We start from the raw sequence: 24,602 nt of genomic DNA, 5'->3' as shown, positions 1-24,602 counted from the left end.
TCGCTGGGCGTGGCCCGCGCGCATGCAAGCCTACGTCTACAAGAGCCAACGCAAGCAGGACACCTATGTCTACCTCGCCGTGCGCGACGCCTTCGACGCGTTGCCTGCCGCGCTGCTCGCCCAATTGGGCGCGTTGAGCTTCGTCATCGAAGTGTCGCTGGATGCCCAGCGCAAGCTGGCCCAGGCCGACGTGGCGCAGGTGCGCGAGGCGCTGGGCGGGCGCGGCTTCTACCTGCAGATGCCGGCGACGCTGGCGGGCGCGGGGCGTACCGATGGCTGAAGGCTTGCCGCGCGCACGCCTGCTGCCTGCCGCCTTCGCGGCCGGCGTGCTGCTGAGCCTGCTGGCCGGCGTGGGCGGCGGGATCGCGGCCGTGGCGGTGTGCCTGGCGCAGCCGGCCTTCGCCCTGGGCGTGTCGTGGGCGCGCCATACGCGCGCCTTGCCGGGCCACCCCAAGGACGCCCTGCACGCCGTCGTGCCGCTGCTGGGCCTGTGGGCCGCCGGCGGCGCACTGCTCGCCTTGCTGGTGGCCTGGCCCTTGGCCGCCCTGCGCGACAGCGGCAGCCTGCCGGCCGCGCTCTCGCTGAGCGTGGCGGTGGCCGCCGCGCTGCTCGGGGTGTGGCGCACCTGGCCGTTGTGGCACGAACTCGAACGCGCGGGCGGCGACCTGCGCACCGGCTGGCAGCACCTGGGCGGGCGCGAACTGCATGCCTGGCAAGGCCTGGTGGTGGCCGCGGCGGTCCTGCTGGTCTGCGGCGCCGGGCTGGTGCTGGCCTGGCCGGGGCTGCTGGAAGGCGGTGCGCGCTGGGGCGTGGCGATCGCCGCGGCCATCCTGGCTCCGCTCCTGCATCTCCTGCTGCAACGCATGCCGCTGGCCGGTGCGGCTGCCGTGCCGGTGGCGGGCCCGCAGGCGCGCGAACTGCTCGCCGTGGCGGCCGAATCGGCACCGTTGGAAACCTTGCCGCGCCACGAATGGGTGCCGGCGCTGTACGACGCCGCGCGCGGTGGCCGTGTCGACCGCGCGCTGCAGCTGCTCGAAGCCGGGGCCGATCCGCACGCCCTGCCGGAGGAATCCTGGCGCGACCAGCGCAGCCTGGCCGTGCTGGCGGCTGTCCTGCCGGACCTTCGCCTGCTGCGCGAGCTGATCGTGCGCCGGGTCGACATCAACCAGCCGTATCGCGGCATGACCCCGCTGCTGGCGGCCACGCGCGACAGCTGGCACGGCCGCCCCGACGCGGTGATGACCCTGCTCGCCAACGGCGCCGACCCGCGCGTCACCGACGGCGAAGGCAATACGCCGCTGCATCACGCCGTGCGCAGTTCGGACCCCGGCGTGGCCGCGCTGCTGCGCGATGCCGCCGCCGAGATCGACGCGCTCAACCACGAAGGCCATTCGCCGCTCGCCGCTGCCTGCCAGGCCGGCAACTGGCGCCTGGCGCGCTTCCTGCTGGAACGCGGCGCCAAGCCCGAGCCGGCCGACGGCAGCCCGGTGCTGCTCGCCGCCGCCGGCACGGAAGAAGACGACCCGGCCGGCGTGCAGCTGCTGCTCAAGCACAAGGCGCGCATCGACGCCCGCGACCGCCAGCGCCGCAGCGCCCTGCACGAGGCGGCCCTGGCCGGCCATGCCGAGATCGTCGAGGTGCTGCTCGGTGCCGGCGCCAACCTCGATGCGCGCGACTTGCTCGGCCGCACCCCGTTCCTGGAGGCCGCGCGCCAAGGCCGCGCGGCGGTGCTGGAACAACTGCTCACCCGCAAGGCCGATTTCACCGCCGTGGACAGCGATGGCCGCAACGCGGTGATCCTGGCGGCCGCCGCCGAACAGGCCTCGCCGGCACTGATCCAGCGCCTGCTCGACCTCGGCTTGCCGGCCGACCAGGCCGACCATGCCGGCCGCCGCGCCGTGGACCTGGCCGCCGAAGCGGGGCGCTGGAGCATCGTCGCGCTGCTGGATCCGGAATATCCCCTGCCGTCGGCCGTCACCGATACCCGCGCGGACGCCGAGCCCGGCACGCCGCCGCCGGTGCTTGATCGCCCGCCGCTGGTGCTGCTGCGCGAAAGCCTGCAGCTCGGCCGGGGCGAAGGCCTCGCCGCGCTGGCACGCCTGTGCGCGCCGCAGGAGCTGGGCGAACTGCTGCACGACCCGCACCTGGCGCTGAACCCGGACGCGGTGGACTGGCTGCTGCGGCACGGCGCCGACCCCGAAGTGCGCGATGCCTGCGGCGACGTGCCGGTGTTCGCGCTGCTCTCGCGCGGCGTGGATGCGGTGCCCACGCTGCAGGTGCTGCTGCGCCACGGCGTGTCGCCCTCCGGCGCGGGCGGCCTGAGCCGCTTCCTGGCGGCGTGCGTGCAACACGACAGCGGTTCGCGTGGGCTGGAACAGGTCGCGCTGGAGCTGCTCGAACGCGGTGCCGATCCCTTCGCGCATGCCGGCGCCCAGGGCGGCGATCCCCCGCTGTCGCTGGCCGTGCGACTGGGCTGGCTGCGCCTGCAGCAGGCACTGCTCGAGCGCGGCGTGGATCGCGAAGCCCGCGACAGCCACGGCATGACCGCACTGCACCTGGCCACCGCGCTGGGCCGCGAGGCCTCGCTGAAGCTGCTGGTGATGCAGGGTGCCTCGCCGGATGCGCGCGCCGCCGACGGGCAGACACCGCTGGGCGTGGCGCTGTCGATCGGCCGCCGCGACCTTGCCGACTGGCTCGACTGGCGCGTGTGGCCGCTGCCGCGCCGCCCGCTGCGCCCGGCCGACGTGCCGGCTGCCGCCACGCGCGGCGATGCCGACGCGGTGCGCCGCCTGATCGAACTCGGCCTGCCGGTGGACGCGGTTGATGCGCAGGGCTGTACCGCCCTGCTGCGCGCGGCCGGCAGCGGCCATGCCGCCGTGGTCGACCTGTGCCTGGCGCGCGGGGCCGATCCGCAGCACGCCGCCAGCAGTGGCGCCACCCCGCTGTCGGCGGCGGTGAGCATGCGCCAGACCGATATCGTCGTGGCCCTGCTCGATGCCGGCGCGCAGATCGAACATCGCCTGCCGGGCGGCGTGACCGTGCTGATGCTGGCCGCCGCGCTGGGTTTGCCGGACATCACCGCGCGCCTGCTCGCCGCCGGTGCCGATGTGCATGCCGGCGACGCGCAGGACCTCGCGCCGCTGCACTGCGCCGCGCTGTACGGCTTCACCGCGCGCGACCGCTCGCGCCTGCTCGCCCTGCTGGACACGCTGCTGCTGGCCGGCGCCGATCCGGAGAAGGTCGCTGCCGGCAAGGTCAGCCCGCTGCTGCTGCTGCTCGGCGCGCGCGCCGAGCCGGGCACGCGCTGCGACGAGCAGGTGGTGCTGGCCGGTGTGGAGCGGCTGCTCGACGAGGGCGTGTCGCTGGAGGTGCAGGACCCGCGCGGCTTCGGCCCGCTGCACCTGGCCGCGCTGCATGGCCTGCCCGCACTGGTCCAGCGCCTGCTGCGCGCCGGCGCCGACCCGGACCGCCGCGATGGCCTGAACCGCACGCCGCGCGAGATCGCCATCATGCGCGGCTTCGTCGATGTGGCCGGCCAGTTCGAGCCGGCGGTGCCGGGCGTGTCGTCGATGGCGCGCTTCCTGCGCGAGAACCGGTAAGCCCGTCTGGTCCGCGTCCTGTTCCTGTGCAGCCGCAACCGCCTGCGCAGCCCCACCGCCGAGCAGGTGTTCGCGCAGTGGCCCGGCGTGGCGGCCGATTCGGCCGGGCTGGCCGACGACGCCGACGTGGTGTTGTCGGCCGACCAACTGGCAGGCTGCGACCTCGTCTGCGTGATGGAACGCCGCCACCTGCGCCGGTTGAAGTAACGGTTCGCGCGCCAGCTGCGGGGCGTGCGCGTGGTGTGCCTGGATATTCCCGACGACTACGACTACATGGCGCCGGCGCTGGTGGCCGAACTGGAGCGCAAGGTCGGGCCGCTGTTGCGGAGCCTGGCGGGCGGCTAGGGCGCGCCACGTCCAGGCGCCCGCCGCCGCGTACGCCGGCCAGGCGGGCGGCCGGCCCGCCGTCGGCAACGCCTTGTCCGCAACGCAGCTTCCCATGCCGCCCTCCGCCGTTACATAAGATGCTCACATTTGCCGTGTGAGACTGCGGCTTTCCGGCCGACGGAGCCCGCATGACCGGGACGGCAGCACGCATCGAAGACCACGCCATGCTCGGCAACTGCCGCAGCGCGGCGCTGGTGGACCGCGACGGCACCATCGACTGGTTGTGCCTGCCGCGTTTTGATTCCGCCGCCGTCTTCGCCTGCCTCCTGGGCCACGAGGAGAACGGCTGCTGGAAGCTCGCGCCCAAGGGGCCTTACCGCAGCCACCGCCAGTACCGCGACGGCAGCCTGGTGCTGGAAACCACGTTCGAGACCGATACCGGCAGCGTGCAGCTGATCGATTTCATGGTCACCAGCCACGACGAGGAAGTGCATACCCACCTGGTGCGGATCGTGCGCTGCACGCGCGGCCACGTGGACCTGCAGATGCGCGTGCTGCTGCGCTTCGACTATGGCCACTCGGTGCCGTGGGTCACGCAGATCGAGGACGGCATCCAGGCGGTGTGCGGCCCGGACTGCGTGACGCTTCGCACGCCGATGCAGCTGGTCGGGCACGACTTCGCCACCGAGGTCGAGTTCACCCTGCGCGAGGGCGGCCATACCTGGTTCGTGCTCGGGCATGGCTTGTCGCACCAGGCGCTGCCGCCGCCGCTGGACCCGCTGGAGGCGCTGCGCGATACCGAGGCGTTCTGGCACCAGTGGTCCGACCGCTGCCACGCGGCCGGCCAGTACGAACCCCAGGTGAGGCGCTCGCTGGTGGTGCTGAAGGGGTTGAGCTACCTGCCCACCGGCGCGATCGTCGCCGCGCCCACCGCTTCGCTGCCCGAGCAACTGGGCGGCACGCGTAATTGGGACTATCGCTACTGCTGGCTGCGCGATTCGGTATTCACGCTGGTGGCGCTGATCACCGCCGGCTACCACGAAGAGGCCGAGGCCTTCCGCGACTGGCTGCGCCGCACGGTCGCCGGCTCGCCGGAACAGCTGCAGGCGCTGTACAGCGTGTGGGGCGAGCGGCGGTTGCTGGAATGGTCGGTGCCGTGGCTGGCGGGCTACGAAGGCTCGCAGCCGGTGCGCATCGGCAATGCCGCCGCCGGCCAGTTCCAGCTCGATGTGTATGGCGAGCTGATCGGCGCCTTCCACTACGCGCACGAGAAGGGCGTGCCGCCGCCGAAGTGGGGCACCGGGATGATGCGCGCCTACCTGGAGCAGCTGGAACAGCGCTGGCGGGAGCCGGACGAAGGCATCTGGGAAATCCGCGACGAGCGGCGCCACTTCGTGCATTCCAAGGTGATGGCCTGGCTGGCCTTCGATTGCGGCGCGCGCGACGGCTTCGGTGACTCCACCGACGAACAGCGCGCCCGTTGGCGCGCGCTGGCCGACCGCATCCATGCCGAAGTGCTCGAACGCGGCGTGCATGCCGACGGCCACTTCGTGCAGAGCTACGATTCCGAACGCCTGGACGCGGCCTGCCTGCTCATCCCACTGGTCGGCTTCCTGCCGCCGGACGACCCGCGCGTGGCCGCCACCGCCGAGGCGATCGCCCAGCGCCTGACCATCGACGGCCTCGTCCGCCGCTACCACGCCGACGACGAGGCCGATGGCCTGCCGGCGGGCGAGGGGGTCTTCATCGCCTGCAGCTTCTGGCTGGTCGACAACTACACGCTCCTCGGCCGCCACGACGAGGCGCACGCCCTGTTCGAACGCCTGCTGGGCCTGTGCAACGATGTCGGCCTGCTGGCCGAGGAGTACGATCCGCGCAGCGAACGCATGCTCGGCAATTTCCCGCAGGGGTATTCGCACGTGGCCCTGGTCAACAGTGCGCTGCGCCTGCATGGTCTTTCCGGAGAAAAGGAACGCCACCCATGACCGCCAACCCGGCCGTGCCGCCCTGCATCATCGTCGTGTTCGGCGCCCGCGGCGATCTCACCCGCCGCCTGGTGATGCCCGCGCTGTACAACCTGCGCCGCGCCGGCGCGCTGGGCGAACACTTCGCCATCGTCGGCGTGGACCACGGCGACATCAGCGAGCGCGCCTGGCGCAGCAACATCGGCCGGCAGATGCGCGAACTGCTCAGCGCGCGCGACGCCGAGTTTGCCGCCGATGGTTTCGACACCCATGCCTGGGACTGGCTGCGCGAGCGCATGCATTACCTGCGTGGCGATTTCACCGACCTGGACGCCTACCACAAGCTGGACACGCTGCTGGAAAAACTGCACGCGCGCTACGGCACGGAAGGCAATGTGCTGTTCTACCTGGCCACCGCCGCGCGCTTCTTCGAGCCGGCGCTGCTCAACCTGGGCGCGGCCGGGTTGGTGAAGCAGAAGGAGGGCAATGGCTGGAAGCGGGTGATCGTGGAGAAGCCCTTCGGCCATGACGTGCCGAGCGCGCGGCGGCTCAACGAGATCGTGGCGCGGGTGCTGGAAGAGGACCAGGTGTTCCGCATCGACCATTTCCTGGGCAAGGAGACGGTGCAGAACATCCTGGCGTTCCGTTTCGCCAACGGCCTGTTCGAGCCGGTGTGGAACCGCGACCGCATCGACCACGTGCAGATCACCGCCTCGGAAACCATCGGCGTGGAAGGGCGCGGGCGCTTCTACGACCCCACCGGCTGCCTGCGCGACATGGTGCCCAACCACCTGTTCCAGCTGCTGGCGATGATCGCGATGGAGCCGCCGTCGGCCTTCACCACCGAGGCGATGCACCGGCGGCGCGCCGAGGTGATCGAAGCGGTGCGTCCGCTCAAGCCCGAGGACGTGGTGCGCGGCCAATATGCCTCCGGCGCCATCAACCGTGTCGCCGTGCCGGGCTACCGGGAGGAGGACACCGTGCCGGAGGATTCCAACACCGAGACCTACGTGGCGATGAAGCTGCAGGTCGATACCTGGCGCTGGGCCGGCGTGCCGTTCTACCTGCGCACCGGCAAGCGGTTGCGCGAGCGCACCACCGAGATCGCGATCCGCTTCAAGCCGGCGCCGCTGGCGCCGTTCCGCAGCACCGAGGTGGGCGGCTATGGCCCGGACTGGCTGGTGTTGCACATCCAGCCGGACGAGGGCATCTCGCTGCAGTTCGACGTCAAGCGCCCCGGCCCGCACGTGGCGCTGGCGCCGGTGCGGATGGATTTCCGCTACCGCGACTGGTTCCCCAAGGAATACACGGTCGGCTACGAGCAGTTGCTGCGCGACTGCATGAATGGTGAGTCCGGGCTGTTCCAGGACGCGGCGATGGTGGAAGGCGCCTGGCGCATCGTGCAGCCGATCCTGGATGCGTGGAAGGAGCCGCCGAACGATTTCCCGAACTACCCGGCCGGCAGTGCCGGCCCGGCCGCGGCCGACGCGCTGCTCGCGCTCAACGGCGGGCATGCGTGGCGCGCGCTCACCGCCGGCCGCCGGCCGCCGCCGCGGCGCGCGGTGGAAGATCGCCCGGCGGCGAAGCGGGCGCCAGCCAAATCGCGCAAGCCGGCGAAGGCCGCCAAGGCAGCCAAGACCAAGACGCCGCGTGTCAGCAAGGCGGCGCGGGCGACGAAGGCCGCCAAGCCGGCGAAGGCGCGCACGCCGCGGCGCTGAGCCGCGTCACGGCGCGCGCCGGAACACCACCGTCAGCGGCGTGGACGGATCGTGCACCAGCAGGCGCTCGCCGCGCAGGCAATAGCGGTGCAGGCCCGGCGCGCCGTTGATCTCCATGTGGTAGCAATCGCCCTGCGTATCGACGATGCGGTAGTGGCGCGAGATCGCTTCGGGCATCCCGTCCACGCGCATCACCAGCGCGTCGGCGGTGATCTCGATGCGCCCGCCGGCATACACCGCGCGGATCTGCGGCACCGCCTGCGCGGTGATGCCGTCGCGGCGCGCCTGCTCCACCGTGCCTTGCAGGTCCACCGTCCACTGCCCCTGCAGCGGCGAACGCGCCGTGCAGCCCAACAGCGCCGGCAGGCAGAGCGCCCAGGCCAGGCTCCTTGCCGCTTTCATACGCCTCCCCCGATGACGTGGACGCCGATCATCGGGCATGCGGCGGCCCGCTTTCAATGTGCCGTGCCGCCTCCGCCGCGCTTGGCCGCGGCCTGTGCCTCGTCCGGCGGGCTCTCGATGTCGGCCTCGAACAACCGCATCAGGTCCGCGCGCGCCTCGCGCGAGGTCTGGATCACCGCCGCCTCGTCGTCGTACACCAGGTACTGGCGCTTGAGCAGGTCTTCATCGTGCTGGCGGAAACGCGACACCGCGTGCCCGGCGCTGGCCGCGTCGCTGCCCAGCTCCACCAGCATGCGCTCGCTCAACTCCAGGCTGGAACCGAGCACCTCGCGGAAGGGCTCGGCGCCCAGGTCCATCAGCTTCCAGGCGTGCTGGCGATTGCGCGCGCGCGCCAGCACCTTCGCTTGCGGGTAGAGGCGGCGGATCAGGCGCACCGCCTTGATGTTGGTCTCCGGTTCGTCCATCGCGATCACGAACACCTTGATGCGGTCCGCGCCGGCGGCCCGCAGCAGCTCTGGCCGCGTCGGGTCGCCGTAGTAGAGCTGGCTGCCGAAGCGGCGCAGGTCTTCCACCGTCTCGGGGTTGTGCTCCAGCGCCACGTAGGGAATGCGCTGGGCGGTGAGCAGGCGCGCGACGATCTGGCCGAAGCGCCCCATGCCCGCCACCAGCACCTGCGGGGATTGCGGGTCGATCTTGTCGAAGTCCTTGTCCTCGCGCTCCGTGCGCTGCGGCCGGCCGAGCAGGCGCTGCATGCCCAGCAGCAGCAAGGGCGTGAGCGCCATCGACAAGCCGACGATGGCGACGAGGCGGTCGTGGTTGGCCGCGCTGAGCAGCCCGACGCGGTGCGCCTCGTTGAACACCACGAAGGCGAACTCACCCCCCAGCCATAGCACCGTGCCCAGCATCAGGCAGCTGCGCAGCGGCAGCCGCGCCACCCGGCCCACCAGGAACAGCAGCGCGAACTTCACCACCAGCAGCGCGCCGACGCCGGACGCCACCAGCAGCGGCTCGGCGACGATGCGGTCCAGGTCGATGCCCATGCCCACGGCGATGAAGAACAGCCCCAGCAGCAAGCCCTCGAACGGCTCGATCTGCGATTCCAGCTCGTGGCGGTATTCCGAATCGGCCAGCAGCACGCCGGCCAGGAACGCGCCCAGGCTCGGGCTCAGCCCGGCCTCCTGCATGAACCATGCGGTGCCCAGCACCACCAGCAGCGCGGTGGCGGTGAAGACCTCGGGCAGCTTGGTGCGCGCCACCACCCGGAACAGGTGGCGCAGCGCGAAGCGGCCGAACAGGATCACGATGGCCAGCGCGCCGAGCGCCACCACCACGTCGCGCCATTCCAGCGCATCGTTGCGCACGCCGCCCAGCAGCGGGATGGCGGCCAGCAGCGGAATGGCGATGAGGTCCTGGAACAGCAGGATGGCGAAGGCCAGGCGGCCGTAGTCGCTGTTGAGCGCCTTGTGCTCGGCCAGCAGTTGCAGGCCTACTGCGGTGGAGGACAACGCCAGCGCGATGCCGACGATCAGCGCGGTGCGCCAGCCGAAGTGGTCGGCCATCAGCAAGGCGCCGAGCGCCACCGCCGTGAGCAGCACCTGCGCGGTGCCCGCCCCGAACACCGAATGCCGCATCAGTTTCAGCCGCGCCGGCGAAAGCTCCAGGCCGATGACGAACAGCAGCATCACCACGCCGATCTCGGCGGCGGAGAGGATGCGGTCGGCGTCCTGCACCAAGCCGAAGCCGTCCGGGCCGAGCAGGACGCCGGCCACCAGGTAGGCCAGCACCGCGCCGAGGCCGAACTTCTTGAACACCGGCACGACGATGATCGCCGCCAGCATCAGGACCAGCGCCAGCTCCAGGCCACCACTATGCATCGCACATCTCCAGGGGGGACTTCATTATGGCCGTGCCTGGCCCGCGCGCGCTGCCCGGGCCATCGCCGATGAACGCCCGCGGGCCGGCGCCGTCCGCGCGGTTGACCCTCCCGGTGCATCGGCGCAGACTTCGCGCGCCGCCGGCGGCCCGACCGCCGGCGCACCCTTCCGGAGTCCCCGAACCCATGTCCAGCGACAGTCACCCTAGACCCTGGTCGACGCCAGCGCCGGCAGCCGCCTGATCGTTTCGGGGGTTCGCCGCGCCATCGTCGACGATGGCCGCATTGCAGGCGAACCATGCACAACGAAGACCTCCTGCGTCCCTTGCCGGGCGCCGATGAACTGATCGCGCCCCTGGCCGAGCTCAACACCGCCGACGCGGTGGAGTATCTCAACGCCCAGGACCGCGAAGACGCCACCGCCATGCTGGCGGCCCTGCCGCAGCCGCGCGCGGTGAAGATCCTCGAGCAGCCCGAGCTGCGCCATGCCAGCGCGCTGGTGGCCGCGCTGCCGCCGGACGTGGCCGCCGCGCTGCTCGGCCAGATGGCCGACGACCGCGCCACCGACATCTTCCACGAACTGGACGCGGCCGAGCGCGAGGCGCTGCTGTGGCGGCTGGGCACCGACGCGCGGCTGTCGATCCAGAAGCTGATGCGCTACCCGCCCAACACCGCCGGCGCGCTGATGACCACCGAGTTCGTCGCCGTGCCGGCGGACTGGACCGTGGGGCAGACCTTGCAATACGTGCGCGAGGTCGAGCGCAGCCGCGAAACGGTGTACGCCATCTACCTGCTCGACCCGCGGACCCGCCAACTCGCGCAGGTGGTGACCATGCGCCGCCTGATCACCGGCCTGCCGCACACGCCGATCCTGGACGTGGCCCAGGTCAACCCGCCGATCGCGGTGGACCCGATGCTGGACCAGGAAGAAGTGGCGCGGCTGATCCGCCGCCACGACCTGCTGGCGATCCCGGTGGTGGACGCCGCCGGCCACGTGCTGGGCATCGTCACCGTGGACGACATCCTCGATACCCTGATCGCGGAGTCCACCGAGGACGTGCAGAAGTTCGGCGGCGTCGAGGCGCTGGACAAGCCGTACATGCACATCGGCTTCGGCGAGATGATCCGCAAGCGCGCCGGCTGGCTGAGCGTGCTGTTCCTGGGCGAGATGCTCACCGCCAGCGCGATGCAGCACTTCGAGGACGAGCTGTCCCGGGCGGTGGTGCTGACGCTGTTCATTCCGCTGATCATGAGTTCCGGCGGCAACTCCGGCTCGCAGGCCACCTCGCTGCTGATCCGCTCGCTGGCGCTGCGCGAGCTGCGCCTGCGCGACTGGTGGAAGGTGGCGTTGCGCGAGCTGCCGACCGGCATGGTGCTGGGCGGCATCCTCGGGCTGCTGGCGATCATCCGCATCGCGGTGTGGCAGAACGCCGGGTTCTACGACTACGGCACGCACTGGAAGATGGTGGCGGTGACGATCGGCGCGGCCCTGGTGGGCATCGTCACGTTCGGATCGCTGTCCGGCTCGATGTTGCCCTTCGTGCTGCAGCGGCTGGGCTTCGACCCGGCGAGCGCCTCGGCGCCGTTCGTGGCCACGCTGGTGGACGTGACCGGGCTGGTGATCTATTTCAGCATCGCCGCGGCGATATTGAGCGGCACGCTGTTGTAGGCGCGTGCTTCGGCCGCGACCCGCGCCGCGGTCCGGCCCATGGCGGTCGCGGCCGAAGCCGCTCCTACACATGCGTGCGCAGGCCCGCACAATGGCGTAACGGCGCGACTCACGCAGGCACCGCCGGCGCCACCCTTTGCGCACGCGCATACCGCGCCCACGCGCTCCCGTGTACGGTAAGCGCATGAGTACCTACCACCTCTCCTCGGTCTTCCGGCCGCAATCGGTCGCGGTCATCGGCGGTAGCCCGCGCGAACGATCGGCCGGGCGCGCGGTGGTGCGCAATCTGCGCGCGGGCGGCTTCCCCGGGCAGATCGGCTGGGTCAACCCGCGCTACCCCGAGATCGATCGCATCGCCACGGTGCGCAAGCTCAAGGACCTGCCGTGGGTGCCGGACCTGGTCGTGGTCACCGCGCCGGCCAGTATCGTGCCGCAGGTCATCGAGGCCGCCGCCGAACGCGGCGTGCCCGCCGCGGTCATCCTCACCGCGCACCTGGGCGAAGGCCCCGGCTCGGCCGGCGAGCGGGTCGAGCGCATCGCCCGCGCGGCGGGGCTGCGCATCCTCGGTCCGCACTGCCTGGGCGTCATCGCGCCGCATGCGCGTCTCAACGCCAGCATCGCCGCGCACACGCCGCAGGCGGGCGACCTGGCGCTGGTCTCCGATTCCAGCGCCATCGCCGCCGCGCTGGTGGAGTGGGGCGTGGCGCGCTCGGTCGGCTTCTCCGCCGTGGTTTCGCTGGGCGACACGCTGGACGTGGACTTCGGCGACCTGCTCGACTACTTCGCCACCGACCACCGCACCCGCGCCATCCTGCTCTACATCGAGCACATCAAGGATGCGCGCAAGTTCATGTCCGCCGCCCGCGCCGCGGCCCGCGCCAAGCCGGTAGTGGTGGTGAAGTCGGGCCGGCAGTCGCAGCGCAATGCCGGCGCGAGCACGCATGCGCAGGCGTTGGCCGGCGCCGACGCGGTGTACGGCGCGGCCTTCGCGCGCGCCGGCCTGCTGCGCGTGGGCGCGCTGGACGAACTGTTCGCCGCCGCCGAAACCCTCGGCCGCCTCGGCACGTTCCCCGGGCGCCGGCTGGCGATCCTGTCCAACGGCGGCGGCATTGGCCGGCTGGCGGTGGACCAGCTCACCCTGCGGGGCGGCACCCTGGCGCCGCTGTCGGAGGCGACCATCGCGCGGCTGGACCAGGTGCTGCCGGAGGGTTGGTCGCGCGACAACCCGGTGGACATCATCGTCGATGCCGACGGCGAGCGGTATGCCGGGGCCATCGACGCCTTGCTGGAAGACCCCGACAACGACGCGGTGCTGGTCATCAACGTACCCACCGCCTTTACCTCGTCGGCCGATGCGGCCAAGGCGCTGACCCGCAGCCTGGGCCAGCGCGGGCGTTACCAGCGGCACAAGCCGGTGTTCGCGGTGTGGCTGGGCAACGACGATGCCGCCATCGCCGCGCTCAACGCCGCGCGCGTGCCGACCTACGCCACCGAGTCCGACGCGGTGCGCGGCTTCACTCACCTGGTGCGCTACCGCGAGGCGCAGGCCGCGCTGATGGAAACGCCGCCCAGCCTGCCGGAGGACTTCGTCGTGGACGCGGCCGGCGCGCGCGCGCTGGTCGAGGCGGCGTTGGCGAAGGGGCAGCGCTGGCTCGACCCGGTCGCCACGATGCAGCTGCTCGCCGCCTACGGCATCGCCTGCGTACCGGTGCAGGTCGCCACCAGCGCCTACGAGGCCGCCGAGCTGGCCGAGACGTTGATTGCCGGCGGCGCCACGGTGACGGTGAAGGTGCTGTCGGACGACATCGCGCACAAATCCGATGTCGATGGCGTGCGCCTGAACCTGCCCAGTGTCGGCGCGGTGCGCGAAGCGGCCGAAGGCATCCTGCGTCGCGCGCGCGAGGCGTTGCCCGGAGCCGCCATCGCCGGCGTGGTGGTGCAGCCGACGGTGGTGCGCCCGAAGGCGCGCGAATTGGTCGCCGGCATCGCCGACGACCCGACGTTCGGCCCGGTGATCGTGTTCGGCCGCGGCGGCACCGCCGTGGAGGTGATCAACGACCGTGAACTGGCGCTGCCGCCGCTGGACCTGCGCCTGGCGCACGAGTTGATCGGCCGCACCCGTGTCTCGCGCATCCTCAAGGGCTACCGCGACGTGGCCCCGGCCGACGAGCGCGCGGTGGCGATGGTGCTGGTCAAGCTGGCGCAGCTGGCGGCGGACCTGCCGGAAATCCTCGAGCTGGACATCAACCCGCTGCTGGCCGACCGCGAGGGCGTGTTGGCGCTGGACGCACGCGTGGCGGTGGGCGCGCCGCGCCGGCTGCACAAGGGGCGCGGGCATCCACGCTTTGCGATCTTCCCGTATCCCAAGGAGTGGGAGCGGCAGATCACCCTGGCCGACGGGGCGCGCGCGCTCGTGCGGCCGGTGCGGCCGGAGGACGACGCGCTGTTCCGCGCGTTCTTCGCCCGCGTCACCGACGAGGACCTGCGGCTGCGCTTCTTCCAGTCGGTGAAACATTTCAGCCACGAGTTCATTGCCCGGCTGACCCAGCTGGACTACGCGCGCTCCATCGCGCTGGTCGCCATCGAACCGCGCAGCGGCGAGATGCTCGGCGCGGTGCGCCTGCATGCCGACGCCGATTACGAGCGTGGCGAGTACGGCATCCTGATCCGCTCGGACCTCAAGGGCCACGGCATCGGCTGGCAGCTGATGCGGATCATGATCGAGTACGCGCACTGGCTGGGCCTGAAGACGGTGGAAGGGCAGGTGCTGCGCGAGAACCGCACCATGCTGGCCATGTGCGAAAGCCTGGGCTTCCACCTCCACCCGGACCCGGAAGACGCCTCGCTGATGAACGTGTCGCTGCCGGTGGGCGAGGTGCCGCCGGCCTGAACGGGCGCCGGGCGCCGGCCCGGTCTCGTTCACGTGTGCTGGGGCAGCATCGCTCCACCCAGTGGAACGGAGTACGACATGAGGCAGGTGGCGATGGCGCGTTGTCAGGTGGTGGCCGCCGTGATGCTGGCGCTGGCCGGCTGCAAGGAGTCCGCGCCGGCCCCGGCCGCCGCGGCCGGCAGCGCGGATGTGGCGCGCGAGGCCGCCCGTCCATTGGCCGAGCAGGCCGCCGCCGACACCGCTGCGCTGGCCGCACCGCCGCTGGCCACCGGGGTCAGCCTGGATGGCAACGCGTTCGACGACATGCTGACGGGCCTGCACCTGGCCGCCCCGGCCGGCCTGCAGTGGCGGCGCGAGTTCCACCCCCAGTTCCTCACGCCCTCCGGCTGGGCGATGTTCGCGCCCGCGGGCCAGGCCGGCACGCCGCTGGCCGCGCTGCTGGCTGATGGCTCCAACGAAATCACCGCCGCCGAGTTGCGGGTGGGCCGCAGCGACGACCCCCAGGCCGTGGCCGGCTGCATGCAGGCCCCCGCCGAGGCCCAGGGCACGCCCGAGCCGGTGGTGCTGGATGGCGTGGACTTCGTCCACTACCACGCCGCCGACGCGGCCATGAGCCACTACCTGCAGGTGGATGGCTACCGCGGCATGCGCCATGGCCACTGCGTGGCGATCGACCTGGTGGTCAGCGGGACCCGGCCGGAGGTCTACGACCCCCCGCGCCAGGCGCCGTTCGCGGTGGAGGCCGCCCAGGCCCAACTGCGCCAGGCACTGGCGGCGGTGCAGTGGCGCGAAGCGGCCGAACCCTCCCCTTCGCGCTGAAAAACCTCCCGCGCGAAGCCCTTTTGCGCAGTCCCGGCGCGTGAAGGAATGCTTGACAAAACCCAATGGCCCTTGCGCCAAGGCATACGCAAATCACCCAAGATGGTGTGTTGACGCATCGGGGCGACCCCACTATCTTGGGTTCGTCGGTAGCGCGTGACCCAAGTCACGCCGGCAGGCGCGAAGCGGTGGAGCCCCCGATGGGCGAGGCCGGCGCTGTCCCGATGGCGGCCGCGTGCAAAGCACCAACGCGGCGCCGGCCGAGGCATCCTGGAAGGGGGCCGGGGGAAAACGGAAGCGCTGCCCGCCGCGACCATGCGCGGGTGTCGCAGCTTCCGCGACACCCGTTCCCCACGCTTCCGGGTCCCGGTCACTCCGTTGCCTGCCCCCCGCAGGCGACCGCGTGCCTCAATCATGGAGAACAGAGCCGTGACCTCGCCCGAAACTTCCGCCGTTGCCACCGAGAAAGACGCCCAGTTCCTGCTGACGTCGCCGCCGACCGCCACGGTCATGGGCGTGACCAAGCGCAACGGCACGATCGAACCGGTGGATCTGAACAAGATCGTGCGTGCCGTGCAGCGCTGCTGCGAGGGCCTGCACGCGGTGGACCCGATGCGCGTGGCCACCCGCACCATCTCCGGCCTGTACAACGGCGCCAGCACCCGCGAGCTGGACGAGCTGTCCATCCGCACCGCCGCGCTGCTGATCGGCGAGGAGCCGGAGTACGGCCGCCTGGCCGCGCGCCTGCTGGCCAACTACATCGCCAAGGAAGTCTCCGGCCAGGAAATCCACGCCTTCTCGCAGTCCGTGGCCCGCGGCCACGAGGTCGGCCTGATCAACGACCGCCTGCTGAACTTCGTGCAGACCAACGCGCGCAAGCTCAACGATGCGATCGACATCTCGCTGGACCTGCACTTCGACTATTTCGGCCTGCGCACGCTGTACGACCGCTACCTGCTGCGCCATCCGCACACCCGCAAGGTCATCGAGACCCCGCAGCAGTTCTTCCTGCGCATCGCCAGCGCCCTGAGCGAGGATGTGCCCGAGACCCTGGCGCTGTACAAGCGCATGGGCAACCTGGACTACCTGCCGTCCTCGCCGACCCTGTTCAACTCCGGCACCACCCACGAGCAGCTGTCCTCGTGCTTCCTGCTGGATTCGCCGCAGGACTCGCTGGAGTCGATCTATTCCAAGTACGGCGACATCGCCCAGCTTTCCAAGTTCAGCGGCGGCATCGGCGTGAGCTACACCCGCGTGCGTTCGCGCGGTTCGCTGATCAAGTCCACCAACGGCCACTCCAACGGCATCGTGCCGTGGCTGAAGACGCTGGACTCCTCGGTCGCCGCGGTGAACCAGGGCGGCAAGCGCAAGGGCGCGGCCTGCGTGTACCTGGAAACCTGGCACGCCGATATCGAGGACTTCCTCGAGCTGCGCGACAACACCGGTGACGAGGCCCGCCGTACCCACAACCTCAACCTGGCCAACTGGGTGCCGGACCTGTTCATGAAGCGCGTGGAGGCCGACCAGGAATGGTCGCTGTTCGACCCGCGCATCGTGCCGGAGCTGACCGACCTGTACGGCGATGCCTTCGAGGCCGCCTACGTGCAGGCCGAGGCCCAGGGCAAGGCGCAGCGCACGATTTCCGCCCGCAAGCTGTATGCGCGGATGATGCGCACGCTGGCCGAGACCGGCAACGGCTGGATGACCTTCAAGGACAAGTGCAACAAGGCCAGCAACCAGACCTTGCGCACCGGCAACGTCATCCACCTGTCCAACCTGTGCACCGAGATCCTGGAGGTCACCTCCAACGACGAGACCGCGGTGTGCAACCTCGGCTCGATCAACCTCGGCCGCCACTTCGACGAATACGGCGATTTCGACTTCGACAAGCTGGCCGAGACCGTGCGCCTGGCCGTGCGCCAGCTCGACCGCGTGATCGACCTGAACTTCTACCCGATCGAGACCGCGCGCCGCGGCAACCTGCGCTGGCGCCCGGTCGGCCTGGGCTGCATGGGCCTGCAGGATGTGTTCTTCCGCAAGCGCCTGGCGTTCGACTCGGCCGAGGCCCGCGCGCTGTCGCAGAAGATCGCCGAGACGATCTACTTCCACGCGCTGGAAACCTCCTGCGAGCTGGCCGCCGAGCGTGGCAAGCACCCGTCCTTCGCCGACACCCGCGCCGCCAACGGCGAGCTGCAGTTCGACGCCTGGGGCGTGGTGCCGGAGAACGCCGAGCGCTGGGACGCCCTGCGCGCCCGCATCAAGGAGCACGGCCTGCGCAATTCGCTGCTGATCGCCATCGCGCCGACCGCCACGATCGCCTCGATCGCCGGCTGCTACGAGTGCGTGGAGCCGCAGGTGTCCAACCTGTTCAAGCGCGAGACGCTGTCGGGCGACTTCCTGCAGGTCAACCGCTACCTGGTCGAGGAACTGAAGCGCCTGGGCATGTGGACCGCGGAAATGCGCGACACCATCAAGCTGGCCGAAGGTTCGATCCAGGGCATCGCGCAGATCCCGGAAACCCTGCGCCAGGTCTACCGCACCGCGTGGGAGCTGCCGATGCGCGCGCTGATCGACATGGCCGCCGACCGCGGCGCCTACATCGACCAGTCCGCCTCGCTCAACCTGTTCATGGAAAGCCCGAACATCGGCGCGATGTCCTCCATGTACATGTATGCGTGGAAGCAGGGCATCAAGACGACCTACTACCTGCGTTCGCGCCCGGCGACCAAGATCGCCAAGACCACGGTGAGCACCTACACCCCGGTCGAGGCGGTGGCCTGCTCGCTGGAGAACCCGGAAGCCTGCGAGGCGTGCCAGTAATGCAGTGACCTGCGGCAATCCGTCCGCGTGCGGGGTTGATCCCGCGCAAGGACGGATTGTCGGCATCGCGTGAGGATGGCATTGCCCGATCCGCACCCGTTCGCAACACGCCGCGTGGAGCATCGGGGCAGCACAGACTGCTCCGGGGGTTGGAGATGAAGCGTTACGCCGACCGCTCGGGCCAATCGGGTGTGGAAGCCTACCGGTTCGACGCGACCTCGATCTGGGTCAAGTTCCGCAACAGCGACACGCTTTACCAATACAGCAGCAAGGGCCGCGCCGGCCCGAGGAAGGTGGCGCGGATGAAGACGCTCGCCGAGGCCGGTGAAGGATTGAGCACCTATATCAGCCAGCACGCGCACGACGATTACGAGCGCTGAGGGCTGCCCCCAGCACATCCCGTTTACTTCCGCCGCCGGGCGGGGAATACAAGGCAACAGAACATGTCCGAACAACGCCGCCAGATGCTGCTCGACCCGGGTTTCGAACTGACCCTGCGTCCGATGCGCTACCCGCAGTTCTACGAGATGTACCGCAACGCGATCAAGAACACCTGGACGGTGGAGGAGATCAACTTCCAGATCGACATCTCCGACCTGCACTCGAAGATGACCCCGGCCGATCGCCACCTGATCCACCGGCTGGTCGCCTTCTTCGCCACCGGTGATTCGATCGTCTCCAACAACCTGGTGCTGAACCTGTACCAGCACCTCAATGCGCCCGAAGCGCGCATGTACCTCTCGCGCCAGCTGTACGAAGAAGCGCTGCACGTGCAGTTCTACCTGACCCTGCTCGACAACTACCTGCCGGACCCGGCCGAACGCGCCAAGGCGTTCTCGGCGGTGGAGAACATCGACTCGATCAAGAAGAAGGCCGAGTTCTGCTTCAAATGGATCGACTCGATCCAGGACCTCAAGCGCATCGAGACCCGCGAGCAGCGCCGTCAGTTCCTGCTCAACCAGATCTGCTTTGCCGCATGCATCGAGGGCCTGTTCTTCTTCGCCGCCTTCGCCTACGTGTACTACTTCCGTTCGCGCGGCCTGCTGCCGGGCCTGGCCTCGGGCACCAACTGGGTGTTCCGCGACGAGAGCTGCCACATGGAGTTCGCGTTCGAGTCCGTGCGCCAGGTGCGCGAGGAAGAGCCGGACCTGTTCGACGACGCGCTCAAGCAGCAGGTGTACCAGATGCTGGAAGAGGCCATCGAGTGCGAGCTGCAGTTCGCCGAGGACGTGCTGTCCGGCGGCGTGGCCGGCATCTCGACCCGCGACATGCGCCAGTACCTGCAGCACTGCGCCGACCAGCACTTCGCCAAGCTGGGCATGGAGAAGAAGTACAACGTGCGCAACCCGCTGCCCTTCATGGAGCTGCAGGACGTGCAGGAACTGACCAACTTCTTCGAGCGCCGCGTGTCGGCCTACCAGGTGGGCGTGCAGGGCGAGGTGTCGTTCGACCATGCGTTCTAAAGAACGCATGCGGGGTTTGGCGCTGCCCGCGTAGCGGGCAACGCCCCCAAGGTTGTGCTTCGCAAAACCTTGGGCCCCGACCCTCCGCCTCCAGTCCCCCGCGCCTTCGGCGCGCCCCCCCTTACTAAGGGGGGGCTCTTCGTCTGAGGGATGTGCGAATGCCCCGGCATAGGCTGGGGTTTTTGCTTTCTTGCACGTCTTCCCTTTCTTCCTTATGGGAACGCTTCGGTCCCTACCTGCGGCGGGATACACGGGGAAAGGTCCGCCGGTGCACAATGGCGCCGACCCCACATCGCTGCCCGGCCATGACCGACATCACGCCCGATACCGTCGCTTCCATCGACGTCACCCCCGCCATCGCGCCTACCGAGGTGCGCATGGCCGAGATCGTCTTCCCCAACCACACCAACCACATGGGCACGCTGTTCGGCGGCCAGGCGCTGGCGTGGATGGACAAGGCCGCGTTCCTGGCCGCGGCGCGCTATTCGCGCCACACCGTGGTGACGGCGCGCTCGGACCAGGTTGATTTCAAGCTGCCGATCCGCCAGGGCCAGATGGTGGAAACCATCGGACGCGTGGTCGAGGTGGGCCGCAGCTCCATTCGGGTGGAAGTCGAGCTTGTCGCCGAGGACCTGGCCACCGGCGAGCGCAAGCTGTGCACGCGCGGCCATTTCGTGATGATCGCGCTCGGCCCCGATGGCAAGCCCACGCCGGTGCAGCCGCTGCCGTTCGCGGTCGCCAGCGCCTGAAGCGGGCCCGCCGGGTCGCCGCTCAGGCGACCTTGTGGTCCTCGCGCTTGGCTTCTTCCATCGCTTCGGGCTCCAGTTCCTCGGCGCTGCGGTTCAGCCGCACGAACACGCCCCAGGCAATCAGCAGCATCGCAGTGCATGCGCCCACGGCGGCGGCATAGGGCAGCTGGCGGGGGTCTTCGTGCATCAACTCGAAGATCGACACCAGCGTTTCGATCGCCAGCGCGATGACGATCACCACGAAGAAGCGCGACAGGTAGCGGCGCACGCGCGTGGGCCCGCTGACCTTCACGTCGCGCATCACTTCCTCTTCGAAGATCGTCTGCCCCAGCTCCAGCGTCACCAGCGCGACGGTGAGCATGCCGATCGCCTCGAGCACGGTGTTGAAACGGTCGCGCGTACTCTGGCCGATGGTCGGCGTGAAGCCGTGCCACAGCTCGTACCCGGCCATGCCCACCAGCCCGGCGGCGCAGACGACGAAGAACGCGATCACCACGACGTGACCGCCGCGGAACACCTGCTCGAAGATTTTCATGGACGCATGCCGGGGATGCCGGCCGGCAGCATCCCCGGGCGCGTGTCAGCGCGGCGCGAAAACCGGCCTCAGGCGCGACTCATGCGTTCCAGCTGGTAGGCCTGCAGGTGCACGTAGGCGGCCATCAGCCAGGGCGCGTTGCGCCCGGTGTCGCGCACGCGGGCGAGCATGTCGCCGACGATCTGCCGCGCCTCCACCTGCCGGCCGGCCTCCAGGTCACGCAGCATCGAGGCCTTCAGGTCCGAACTCGGGGCCAGCAGCGCTTGCAGCGCCTTCTCGCGCGCGGCCAGCGGGATTACCTGTCCGTCGGCTTCGGCGGCGATCAGCGTTTCGTTGTACAGGCCGTTGATCAGCGCGCGGCCATCGTCGGTGTCGACGACGCGGCCGATGGGCGAGCGGGTCAGGCAGGTGGCGGCGGCCAGGCTGCACAGGAAGGTGAACTTGATCCACTGTTCCTGCGCGATGGTGGGCGAGGCGACATGGTCAATGCCGGCCTGCGCGCAGGCCTCGGCGAAGGCGCGCACGCGCGGGCTCAGGTGCGCGCTGTCGCGCTCGCCGAAGGTGATCGAGGCCGGCTTGCCCAGGTGCAGGATCTCGCCCTCCGGGCCCTGCGCGGCGCTGATGAAGCACAGCCCGCCCAGCACGTTCGCGTGGCCGAAGTGCGCGTCCAGTTCCTTGTAGTGCAGCAGGCCGTTGAGGATCGGCAGCACCGTGGTGCGCTCGCCGACCGCCGGGGCGATGGCGTCGATCGCGCTGCCCAGGTCGTAGGCCTTGCAGGCGAGGATCACCAGGTCGAAGGGCTCTACCGCGGAGGCGGCGCCCACCGATTCGGCGGTGACGTGCTTGACCGCGATGTCGGCATCGCCGAGCGGGCTGCGGATGCGCAGGCCGTCGCGGTCGAGCTGGTGGGCGCGGCGTTCGCGCACCAGGAACGTGACGTCCAGCCCGGCCTGGGCCAGCCTGCCGCCGAAGTAGCCGCCGGTGCCGCCGGCGCCCAGAACTAGGATACGCATGGGAATCTCCTCAGCTACGTAGCCCGACGCCACGGCGCAGCAGCCACAGGCCCAGCGCGCCCAGCACGACGACAAAGCCCAGCATCAGCGCATAGGCCACCCACAGCGGCACGTCGCTGCTGCCCAGCAAGCCGTAACGGAAGGCATTGACCATGTAGAAGATCGGGTTGGCGTGCGTGGCCGCCTCGGCCCACGGAGGCAGCAGCTTCACCGAGTAGAACACGCCGCCCAGGTAGGTGAGCGGGGTGAGGATGAAGGTCGGCACGATGGCAACGTCGTCGAACTTCTTCGCATAGACGGCGTTGATGAAGCCGGCCAGCGAGAAGATCGTCGCGCCCAGCAGCACCGTGGTCAGCGTCACCAGCGGGTGCGGGATGCGCACCGGGGTGAAGAACATCGCGATGAGCAGCACGATCACGCCGACCATCAACCCGCGCAGCACCGCACCGGCCACGTAGCCGGTGAGGATGACCCAGTTGGGCATCGGCGAGACCAGCAGCTCCTCCACGTGGCGGCCGAACTTGGCGCCGAAGAACGAGGAGGAGATATTGCCGTAGCTGTTCTGGATCACGCTCATCATCACCAGACCGGGGACGATGAAGGCCATGTAGTCGTAGCCGCCCATGCTGCCCACGCGCGAGCCGATCAGCCCGCCGAAGATCAGGAAGTACAGCGTCATGGTGATGGCCGGCGGCACCAGGGTCTGGCCCCAGATGCGCAGGATGCGCTTGACCTCGCGGCGCACGATGGTGGTCAGTGCGTTCCAGTTGCGCTGGGTGTCGCTCTGCGCGACGGGCGGCTGCGCGCTCATGCCTTGGTCTCCAGGTTGGCGGTGAGGCGCACGAACAGTTCCTCCAGGCGGTTGGACTTGGTGCGCATCGAGCGCACGCGGATGCCGGCGCCCTGCAGCGCGGCGAAGATGCGGTTGAGGTCCATCGCCCGCGGCATTTCCACATCCAGCGTGTGTGCGTCGGTGGCCACCAGCGTCACGCCTTCGATAGCCGGTAGCTGCGCGGGCAGGTCGCCGTCGATATCGAACAGGAAGCCTTCCACGTCCAGCTTGGCGAGCAGCGCGCGCATCGGCCCCTGCTCCACGATGCGGCCGTGGTTGATGATCGCCAGGTGCCGGCACAGGCTCTCGGCTTCTTCCAGGTAGTGCGTGGTGAGGATGATGGTGGTGCCGGCGGCGTTGATCTCGCGCAGCACGCGCCACATGTCGCGGCGGATCTCGATGTCCACGCCGGCGGTGGGCTCGTCGAGGATGAGCAGGCGCGGGCGGGTCATCATCGCGCGGGCGATCATCAGCCGGCGCTTCATGCCGCCGGAGAGCGTGCGGCTCATCACCTGCGCTTTCTCCCACAGATGCGCGCGCTTGAGCTCGGCTTCGGCCAGCGCTTCAGCCTCCTGGCGCGGCATGCCGTAGAAGCCGGCATAGTTCACCAGGATGTCGAAGGGCTTCTCGAACAGGTTGAAGTTGATCTCCTGCGGGACCAGGCCGATCAGCCGCATCGCCGCGCTGCGCTCGCGCACCAGGTCGGTGCCGAACACCTCCACCTGGCCTTCGGTGAGGTTCACCAGCGAGGAAACTATGCCGATCAGCGTGGACTTGCCGGCGCCGTTGGGGCCGAGCAGGGCGAAGAAATCGCCCTCCTGCACCTCCAGCGAGACGCCCTGCAGCGCCTGCACGCCGTTGTCGTAGGTCTTGCGCAGGTCCCGCACGCGCAGCGCGGGGGCCTGGGAACGGGAATCGGGGTTCAAGCTCGTGCCTTCGCGCCGGGTCGCCGGCGCCGGGAAAACAGCCGTTATTATAGAAGGCCCCCGCGGGCCTGGCCCCGGCTACAGACTGTTCCGCCTCCGTGCCCGTTCAATTCCCCCTCAAGCTCGTCGACCGCCGCATGATCGCGCCCACGGTCGGCCACTATCGTTTCGTCCGCGATGACGGCCAGCCCCTGGATTTCCAGCCCGGCCAGTTCATCCAGGTCCATTTCGAGTACGCCGACGGCACCCCCGCCAAGCGCAGCTACTCGCTGGCGACCATCCACGACCACGCGCTGGGGCCGGGCGAGGCGGTGGAGATTGCCGTCAGCTTCGTGCCCGGCGGCGCGGCCACGGCGCTGTTCGAAGCGCTCGGGCCGGGTCATCCGCTGCAGGCCAGCGGCCCGTATGGTCGCTTCTGCCTCCAGCCGGGCGACCACAACCGGCGTTACCTCCTGATCGCCACCGGTACCGGCGTGACCCCTTACCGCTCGATGTTGCCGCTGCTGGCCCAGGCGATGGCCGAGCGGGGCATCGAAGTGGTGCTGCTGCAGGGCGCCCGCAATGACGAGGAGCTGCTGTACGGCGAGGATTTCCGTGCCTTCGCCGAGGCGCACCCGGCGTTTCGCTACGTGCCGTGCTATTCGCGCGGCCTGCCCGACGACGCCCACCCGGACGCGCGCCACGGCTACGTGCAGCAGCACCTGGCCGAATTCGCACCGGACCCGGCCACCGACATCGCCTACCTGTGCGGCAACCCGAACATGGTCGATGCCTGCTTCGAGGCACTGAAGGAAGCGGGTTTGCCGGGGGCGCAGATCCGCCGCGAGAAGTACGTCAGCAGCAAGTAGGGCAACGGACGCGGCCTCCGGCCCGCTTCGCCAACCGGAAACGGCCGCATGCGCGCACCGCTGGATGATGCATCGGCGGCGCGCACTGTTGCGGCCATGGTCTTTGCGCCGTGCTGCCGTGCAGCAATACTAGGCAGCCCCATGTCGGCCCCCCC

Annotated in this window: 18 protein-coding genes and 1 pseudogene; 13 read left to right on the top strand and 6 right to left on the bottom strand. The window is 70.0% G+C overall.

Annotated features, from left to right (window positions below; genetic code table 11):
• The first annotated feature begins 22 nt into the window (after nt 1-22).
• The 5 genes and pseudogenes from P6166_RS08190 to zwf all read left to right on the top strand — a co-directional run bounded on the left by P6166_RS08190 (nt 23) and on the right by zwf (nt 7,608).
• Complete coding sequence (locus P6166_RS08190; protein WP_277763980.1) at nt 23-280, top strand: YcgL domain-containing protein; 258 nt, start codon at nt 23-25, stop codon at nt 278-280.
• A complete protein-coding gene (locus tag P6166_RS08185) occupies nt 273-3,599 on the top strand; it encodes an ankyrin repeat domain-containing protein (protein WP_277763979.1) in 3,327 nt (1,108 codons plus the stop codon). Before P6166_RS08190 ends, P6166_RS08185 begins: the two co-directional genes overlap by 8 nt.
• A gap of 6 nt (nt 3,600-3,605) precedes the next feature.
• A pseudogene (locus P6166_RS08180) lies at nt 3,606-3,944 on the top strand (phosphotyrosine protein phosphatase).
• 170 nt (nt 3,945-4,114) lie between these two features.
• Nucleotides 4,115-5,911 (top strand): glycoside hydrolase family 15 protein, encoded by a 1,797-nt coding sequence (locus P6166_RS08175; protein ID WP_277763978.1) that lies wholly within the window; start codon nt 4,115-4,117, stop codon nt 5,909-5,911.
• Entirely contained in the window at nt 5,908-7,608 is a 1,701-nt protein-coding gene (gene zwf, locus P6166_RS08170; protein WP_277763977.1) for a glucose-6-phosphate dehydrogenase, read from the top strand. Before P6166_RS08175 ends, zwf begins: the two co-directional genes overlap by 4 nt.
• Nucleotides 7,609-7,614: 6 nt before the next feature.
• On the opposite strand, the gene P6166_RS08165 is transcribed toward zwf, so the two are convergent.
• Nucleotides 7,615-8,010, bottom strand: coding sequence for a hypothetical protein (locus P6166_RS08165; protein WP_277763976.1), 396 nt, complete (start codon nt 8,008-8,010; stop codon nt 7,615-7,617).
• Between the two features lie 53 nt (nt 8,011-8,063).
• Nucleotides 8,064-9,884: a monovalent cation:proton antiporter-2 (CPA2) family protein gene (locus P6166_RS08160; protein ID WP_277763975.1), complete on the bottom strand. Its 1,821-nt coding sequence runs from the start codon at nt 9,882-9,884 to the stop codon at nt 8,064-8,066.
• Nucleotides 9,885-10,181: 297 nt separating this feature from the next.
• Between P6166_RS08160 and mgtE the strand changes: the two genes are divergently transcribed.
• From mgtE to P6166_RS08125, 7 genes are all read left to right on the top strand, one after another.
• The gene (mgtE, locus tag P6166_RS08155; protein WP_277763974.1) at nt 10,182-11,552 is read left to right on the top strand and encodes a magnesium transporter; all 1,371 of its coding nucleotides are present in this window, start codon (nt 10,182-10,184) and stop codon (nt 11,550-11,552) included.
• A gap of 184 nt (nt 11,553-11,736) precedes the next feature.
• A complete protein-coding gene (locus P6166_RS08150) occupies nt 11,737-14,442 on the top strand; it encodes a bifunctional acetate--CoA ligase family protein/GNAT family N-acetyltransferase (RefSeq protein ID WP_277763973.1) in 2,706 nt (901 codons plus the stop codon).
• Between the two features lie 78 nt (nt 14,443-14,520).
• Nucleotides 14,521-15,261, top strand: a complete 741-nt coding sequence (locus P6166_RS08145; RefSeq protein ID WP_277763972.1) for a hypothetical protein — start codon at nt 14,521-14,523, stop codon at nt 15,259-15,261.
• A 414-nt stretch (nt 15,262-15,675) separates the two neighbouring features.
• On the top strand, nt 15,676-18,081 hold the full coding sequence (locus tag P6166_RS08140) for a ribonucleoside-diphosphate reductase subunit alpha (protein WP_277763971.1): 2,406 nt from the start codon (nt 15,676-15,678) through the stop codon (nt 18,079-18,081).
• Nucleotides 18,082-18,236: 155 nt separating this feature from the next.
• Complete coding sequence (locus tag P6166_RS08135; protein ID WP_107147753.1) at nt 18,237-18,461, top strand: hypothetical protein; 225 nt, start codon at nt 18,237-18,239, stop codon at nt 18,459-18,461.
• A 63-nt stretch (nt 18,462-18,524) separates the two neighbouring features.
• Nucleotides 18,525-19,544, top strand: coding sequence for a ribonucleotide-diphosphate reductase subunit beta (locus P6166_RS08130; protein ID WP_277763970.1), 1,020 nt, complete (start codon nt 18,525-18,527; stop codon nt 19,542-19,544).
• Between the two features lie 377 nt (nt 19,545-19,921).
• Nucleotides 19,922-20,293, top strand: a complete 372-nt coding sequence (locus tag P6166_RS08125) for an acyl-CoA thioesterase (RefSeq protein ID WP_108143290.1) — start codon at nt 19,922-19,924, stop codon at nt 20,291-20,293.
• Nucleotides 20,294-20,315: 22 nt separating this feature from the next.
• Here the strand turns inward: P6166_RS08125 and P6166_RS08120 are convergent, their stop codons facing one another.
• From P6166_RS08120 to P6166_RS08105, 4 genes are all read right to left on the bottom strand, one after another.
• Nucleotides 20,316-20,828 (bottom strand): hypothetical protein, encoded by a 513-nt coding sequence (locus tag P6166_RS08120; protein WP_277763969.1) that lies wholly within the window; start codon nt 20,826-20,828, stop codon nt 20,316-20,318.
• Between the two features lie 68 nt (nt 20,829-20,896).
• Nucleotides 20,897-21,841, bottom strand: a complete 945-nt coding sequence (gene panE, locus P6166_RS08115) for a 2-dehydropantoate 2-reductase (RefSeq protein ID WP_277763968.1) — start codon at nt 21,839-21,841, stop codon at nt 20,897-20,899.
• Nucleotides 21,842-21,851: 10 nt separating this feature from the next.
• Nucleotides 21,852-22,652 (bottom strand): ABC transporter permease, encoded by an 801-nt coding sequence (locus P6166_RS08110; RefSeq protein WP_277763967.1) that lies wholly within the window; start codon nt 22,650-22,652, stop codon nt 21,852-21,854.
• The gene (locus tag P6166_RS08105) at nt 22,649-23,599 is read right to left on the bottom strand and encodes an ABC transporter ATP-binding protein (RefSeq protein WP_277763966.1); all 951 of its coding nucleotides are present in this window, start codon (nt 23,597-23,599) and stop codon (nt 22,649-22,651) included. The genes P6166_RS08110 and P6166_RS08105 overlap by 4 nt, the downstream gene beginning before the upstream one ends.
• A gap of 68 nt (nt 23,600-23,667) precedes the next feature.
• Here P6166_RS08105 and P6166_RS08100 point away from each other — a divergent pair, with 68 nt between their 5' ends.
• Nucleotides 23,668-24,447, top strand: a complete 780-nt coding sequence (locus P6166_RS08100) for a ferredoxin--NADP reductase (protein ID WP_277764066.1) — start codon at nt 23,668-23,670, stop codon at nt 24,445-24,447.
• Nucleotides 24,448-24,602: the final 155 nt, after the last annotated feature.

Source organism: Stenotrophomonas sp. HITSZ_GD, assembly GCF_029543105.1.
GTDB lineage: Bacteria > Pseudomonadota > Gammaproteobacteria > Xanthomonadales > Xanthomonadaceae > Stenotrophomonas_A.
Note: the sequence above shows the minus strand (reverse complement) of the source record. Positions and strands in the feature narration are given on the sequence as shown.

What these genes read in the sequence shown, in the direction of transcription:
- P6166_RS08120 (WP_277763969.1), bottom strand. Translation starts at nt 20,828, where the DNA reads ATGAAAATCTTCGAGCAGGTGTTCCGCGGCGGTCACGTCGTGGTGATC.
- P6166_RS08150 (WP_277763973.1), top strand. Translation starts at nt 11,737, where the DNA reads ATGAGTACCTACCACCTCTCCTCGGTCTTCCGGCCGCAATCGGTCGCG.
- P6166_RS08165 (WP_277763976.1), bottom strand. Translation starts at nt 8,010, where the DNA reads ATGAAAGCGGCAAGGAGCCTGGCCTGGGCGCTCTGCCTGCCGGCGCTG.
- P6166_RS08190 (WP_277763980.1), top strand. Translation starts at nt 23, where the DNA reads ATGCAAGCCTACGTCTACAAGAGCCAACGCAAGCAGGACACCTATGTC.
- P6166_RS08130 (WP_277763970.1), top strand. Translation starts at nt 18,525, where the DNA reads ATGTCCGAACAACGCCGCCAGATGCTGCTCGACCCGGGTTTCGAACTG.
- P6166_RS08175 (WP_277763978.1), top strand. Translation starts at nt 4,115, where the DNA reads ATGACCGGGACGGCAGCACGCATCGAAGACCACGCCATGCTCGGCAAC.
- P6166_RS08145 (WP_277763972.1), top strand. Translation starts at nt 14,521, where the DNA reads ATGAGGCAGGTGGCGATGGCGCGTTGTCAGGTGGTGGCCGCCGTGATG.
- zwf (WP_277763977.1), top strand. Translation starts at nt 5,908, where the DNA reads ATGACCGCCAACCCGGCCGTGCCGCCCTGCATCATCGTCGTGTTCGGC.
- P6166_RS08160 (WP_277763975.1), bottom strand. Translation starts at nt 9,884, where the DNA reads ATGCATAGTGGTGGCCTGGAGCTGGCGCTGGTCCTGATGCTGGCGGCG.
- mgtE (WP_277763974.1), top strand. Translation starts at nt 10,182, where the DNA reads ATGCACAACGAAGACCTCCTGCGTCCCTTGCCGGGCGCCGATGAACTG.
- P6166_RS08110 (WP_277763967.1), bottom strand. Translation starts at nt 22,652, where the DNA reads ATGAGCGCGCAGCCGCCCGTCGCGCAGAGCGACACCCAGCGCAACTGG.
- P6166_RS08185 (WP_277763979.1), top strand. Translation starts at nt 273, where the DNA reads ATGGCTGAAGGCTTGCCGCGCGCACGCCTGCTGCCTGCCGCCTTCGCG.
- P6166_RS08125 (WP_108143290.1), top strand. Translation starts at nt 19,922, where the DNA reads ATGGCCGAGATCGTCTTCCCCAACCACACCAACCACATGGGCACGCTG.
- panE (WP_277763968.1), bottom strand. Translation starts at nt 21,841, where the DNA reads ATGCGTATCCTAGTTCTGGGCGCCGGCGGCACCGGCGGCTACTTCGGC.
- P6166_RS08140 (WP_277763971.1), top strand. Translation starts at nt 15,676, where the DNA reads ATGGAGAACAGAGCCGTGACCTCGCCCGAAACTTCCGCCGTTGCCACC.
- P6166_RS08135 (WP_107147753.1), top strand. Translation starts at nt 18,237, where the DNA reads ATGAAGCGTTACGCCGACCGCTCGGGCCAATCGGGTGTGGAAGCCTAC.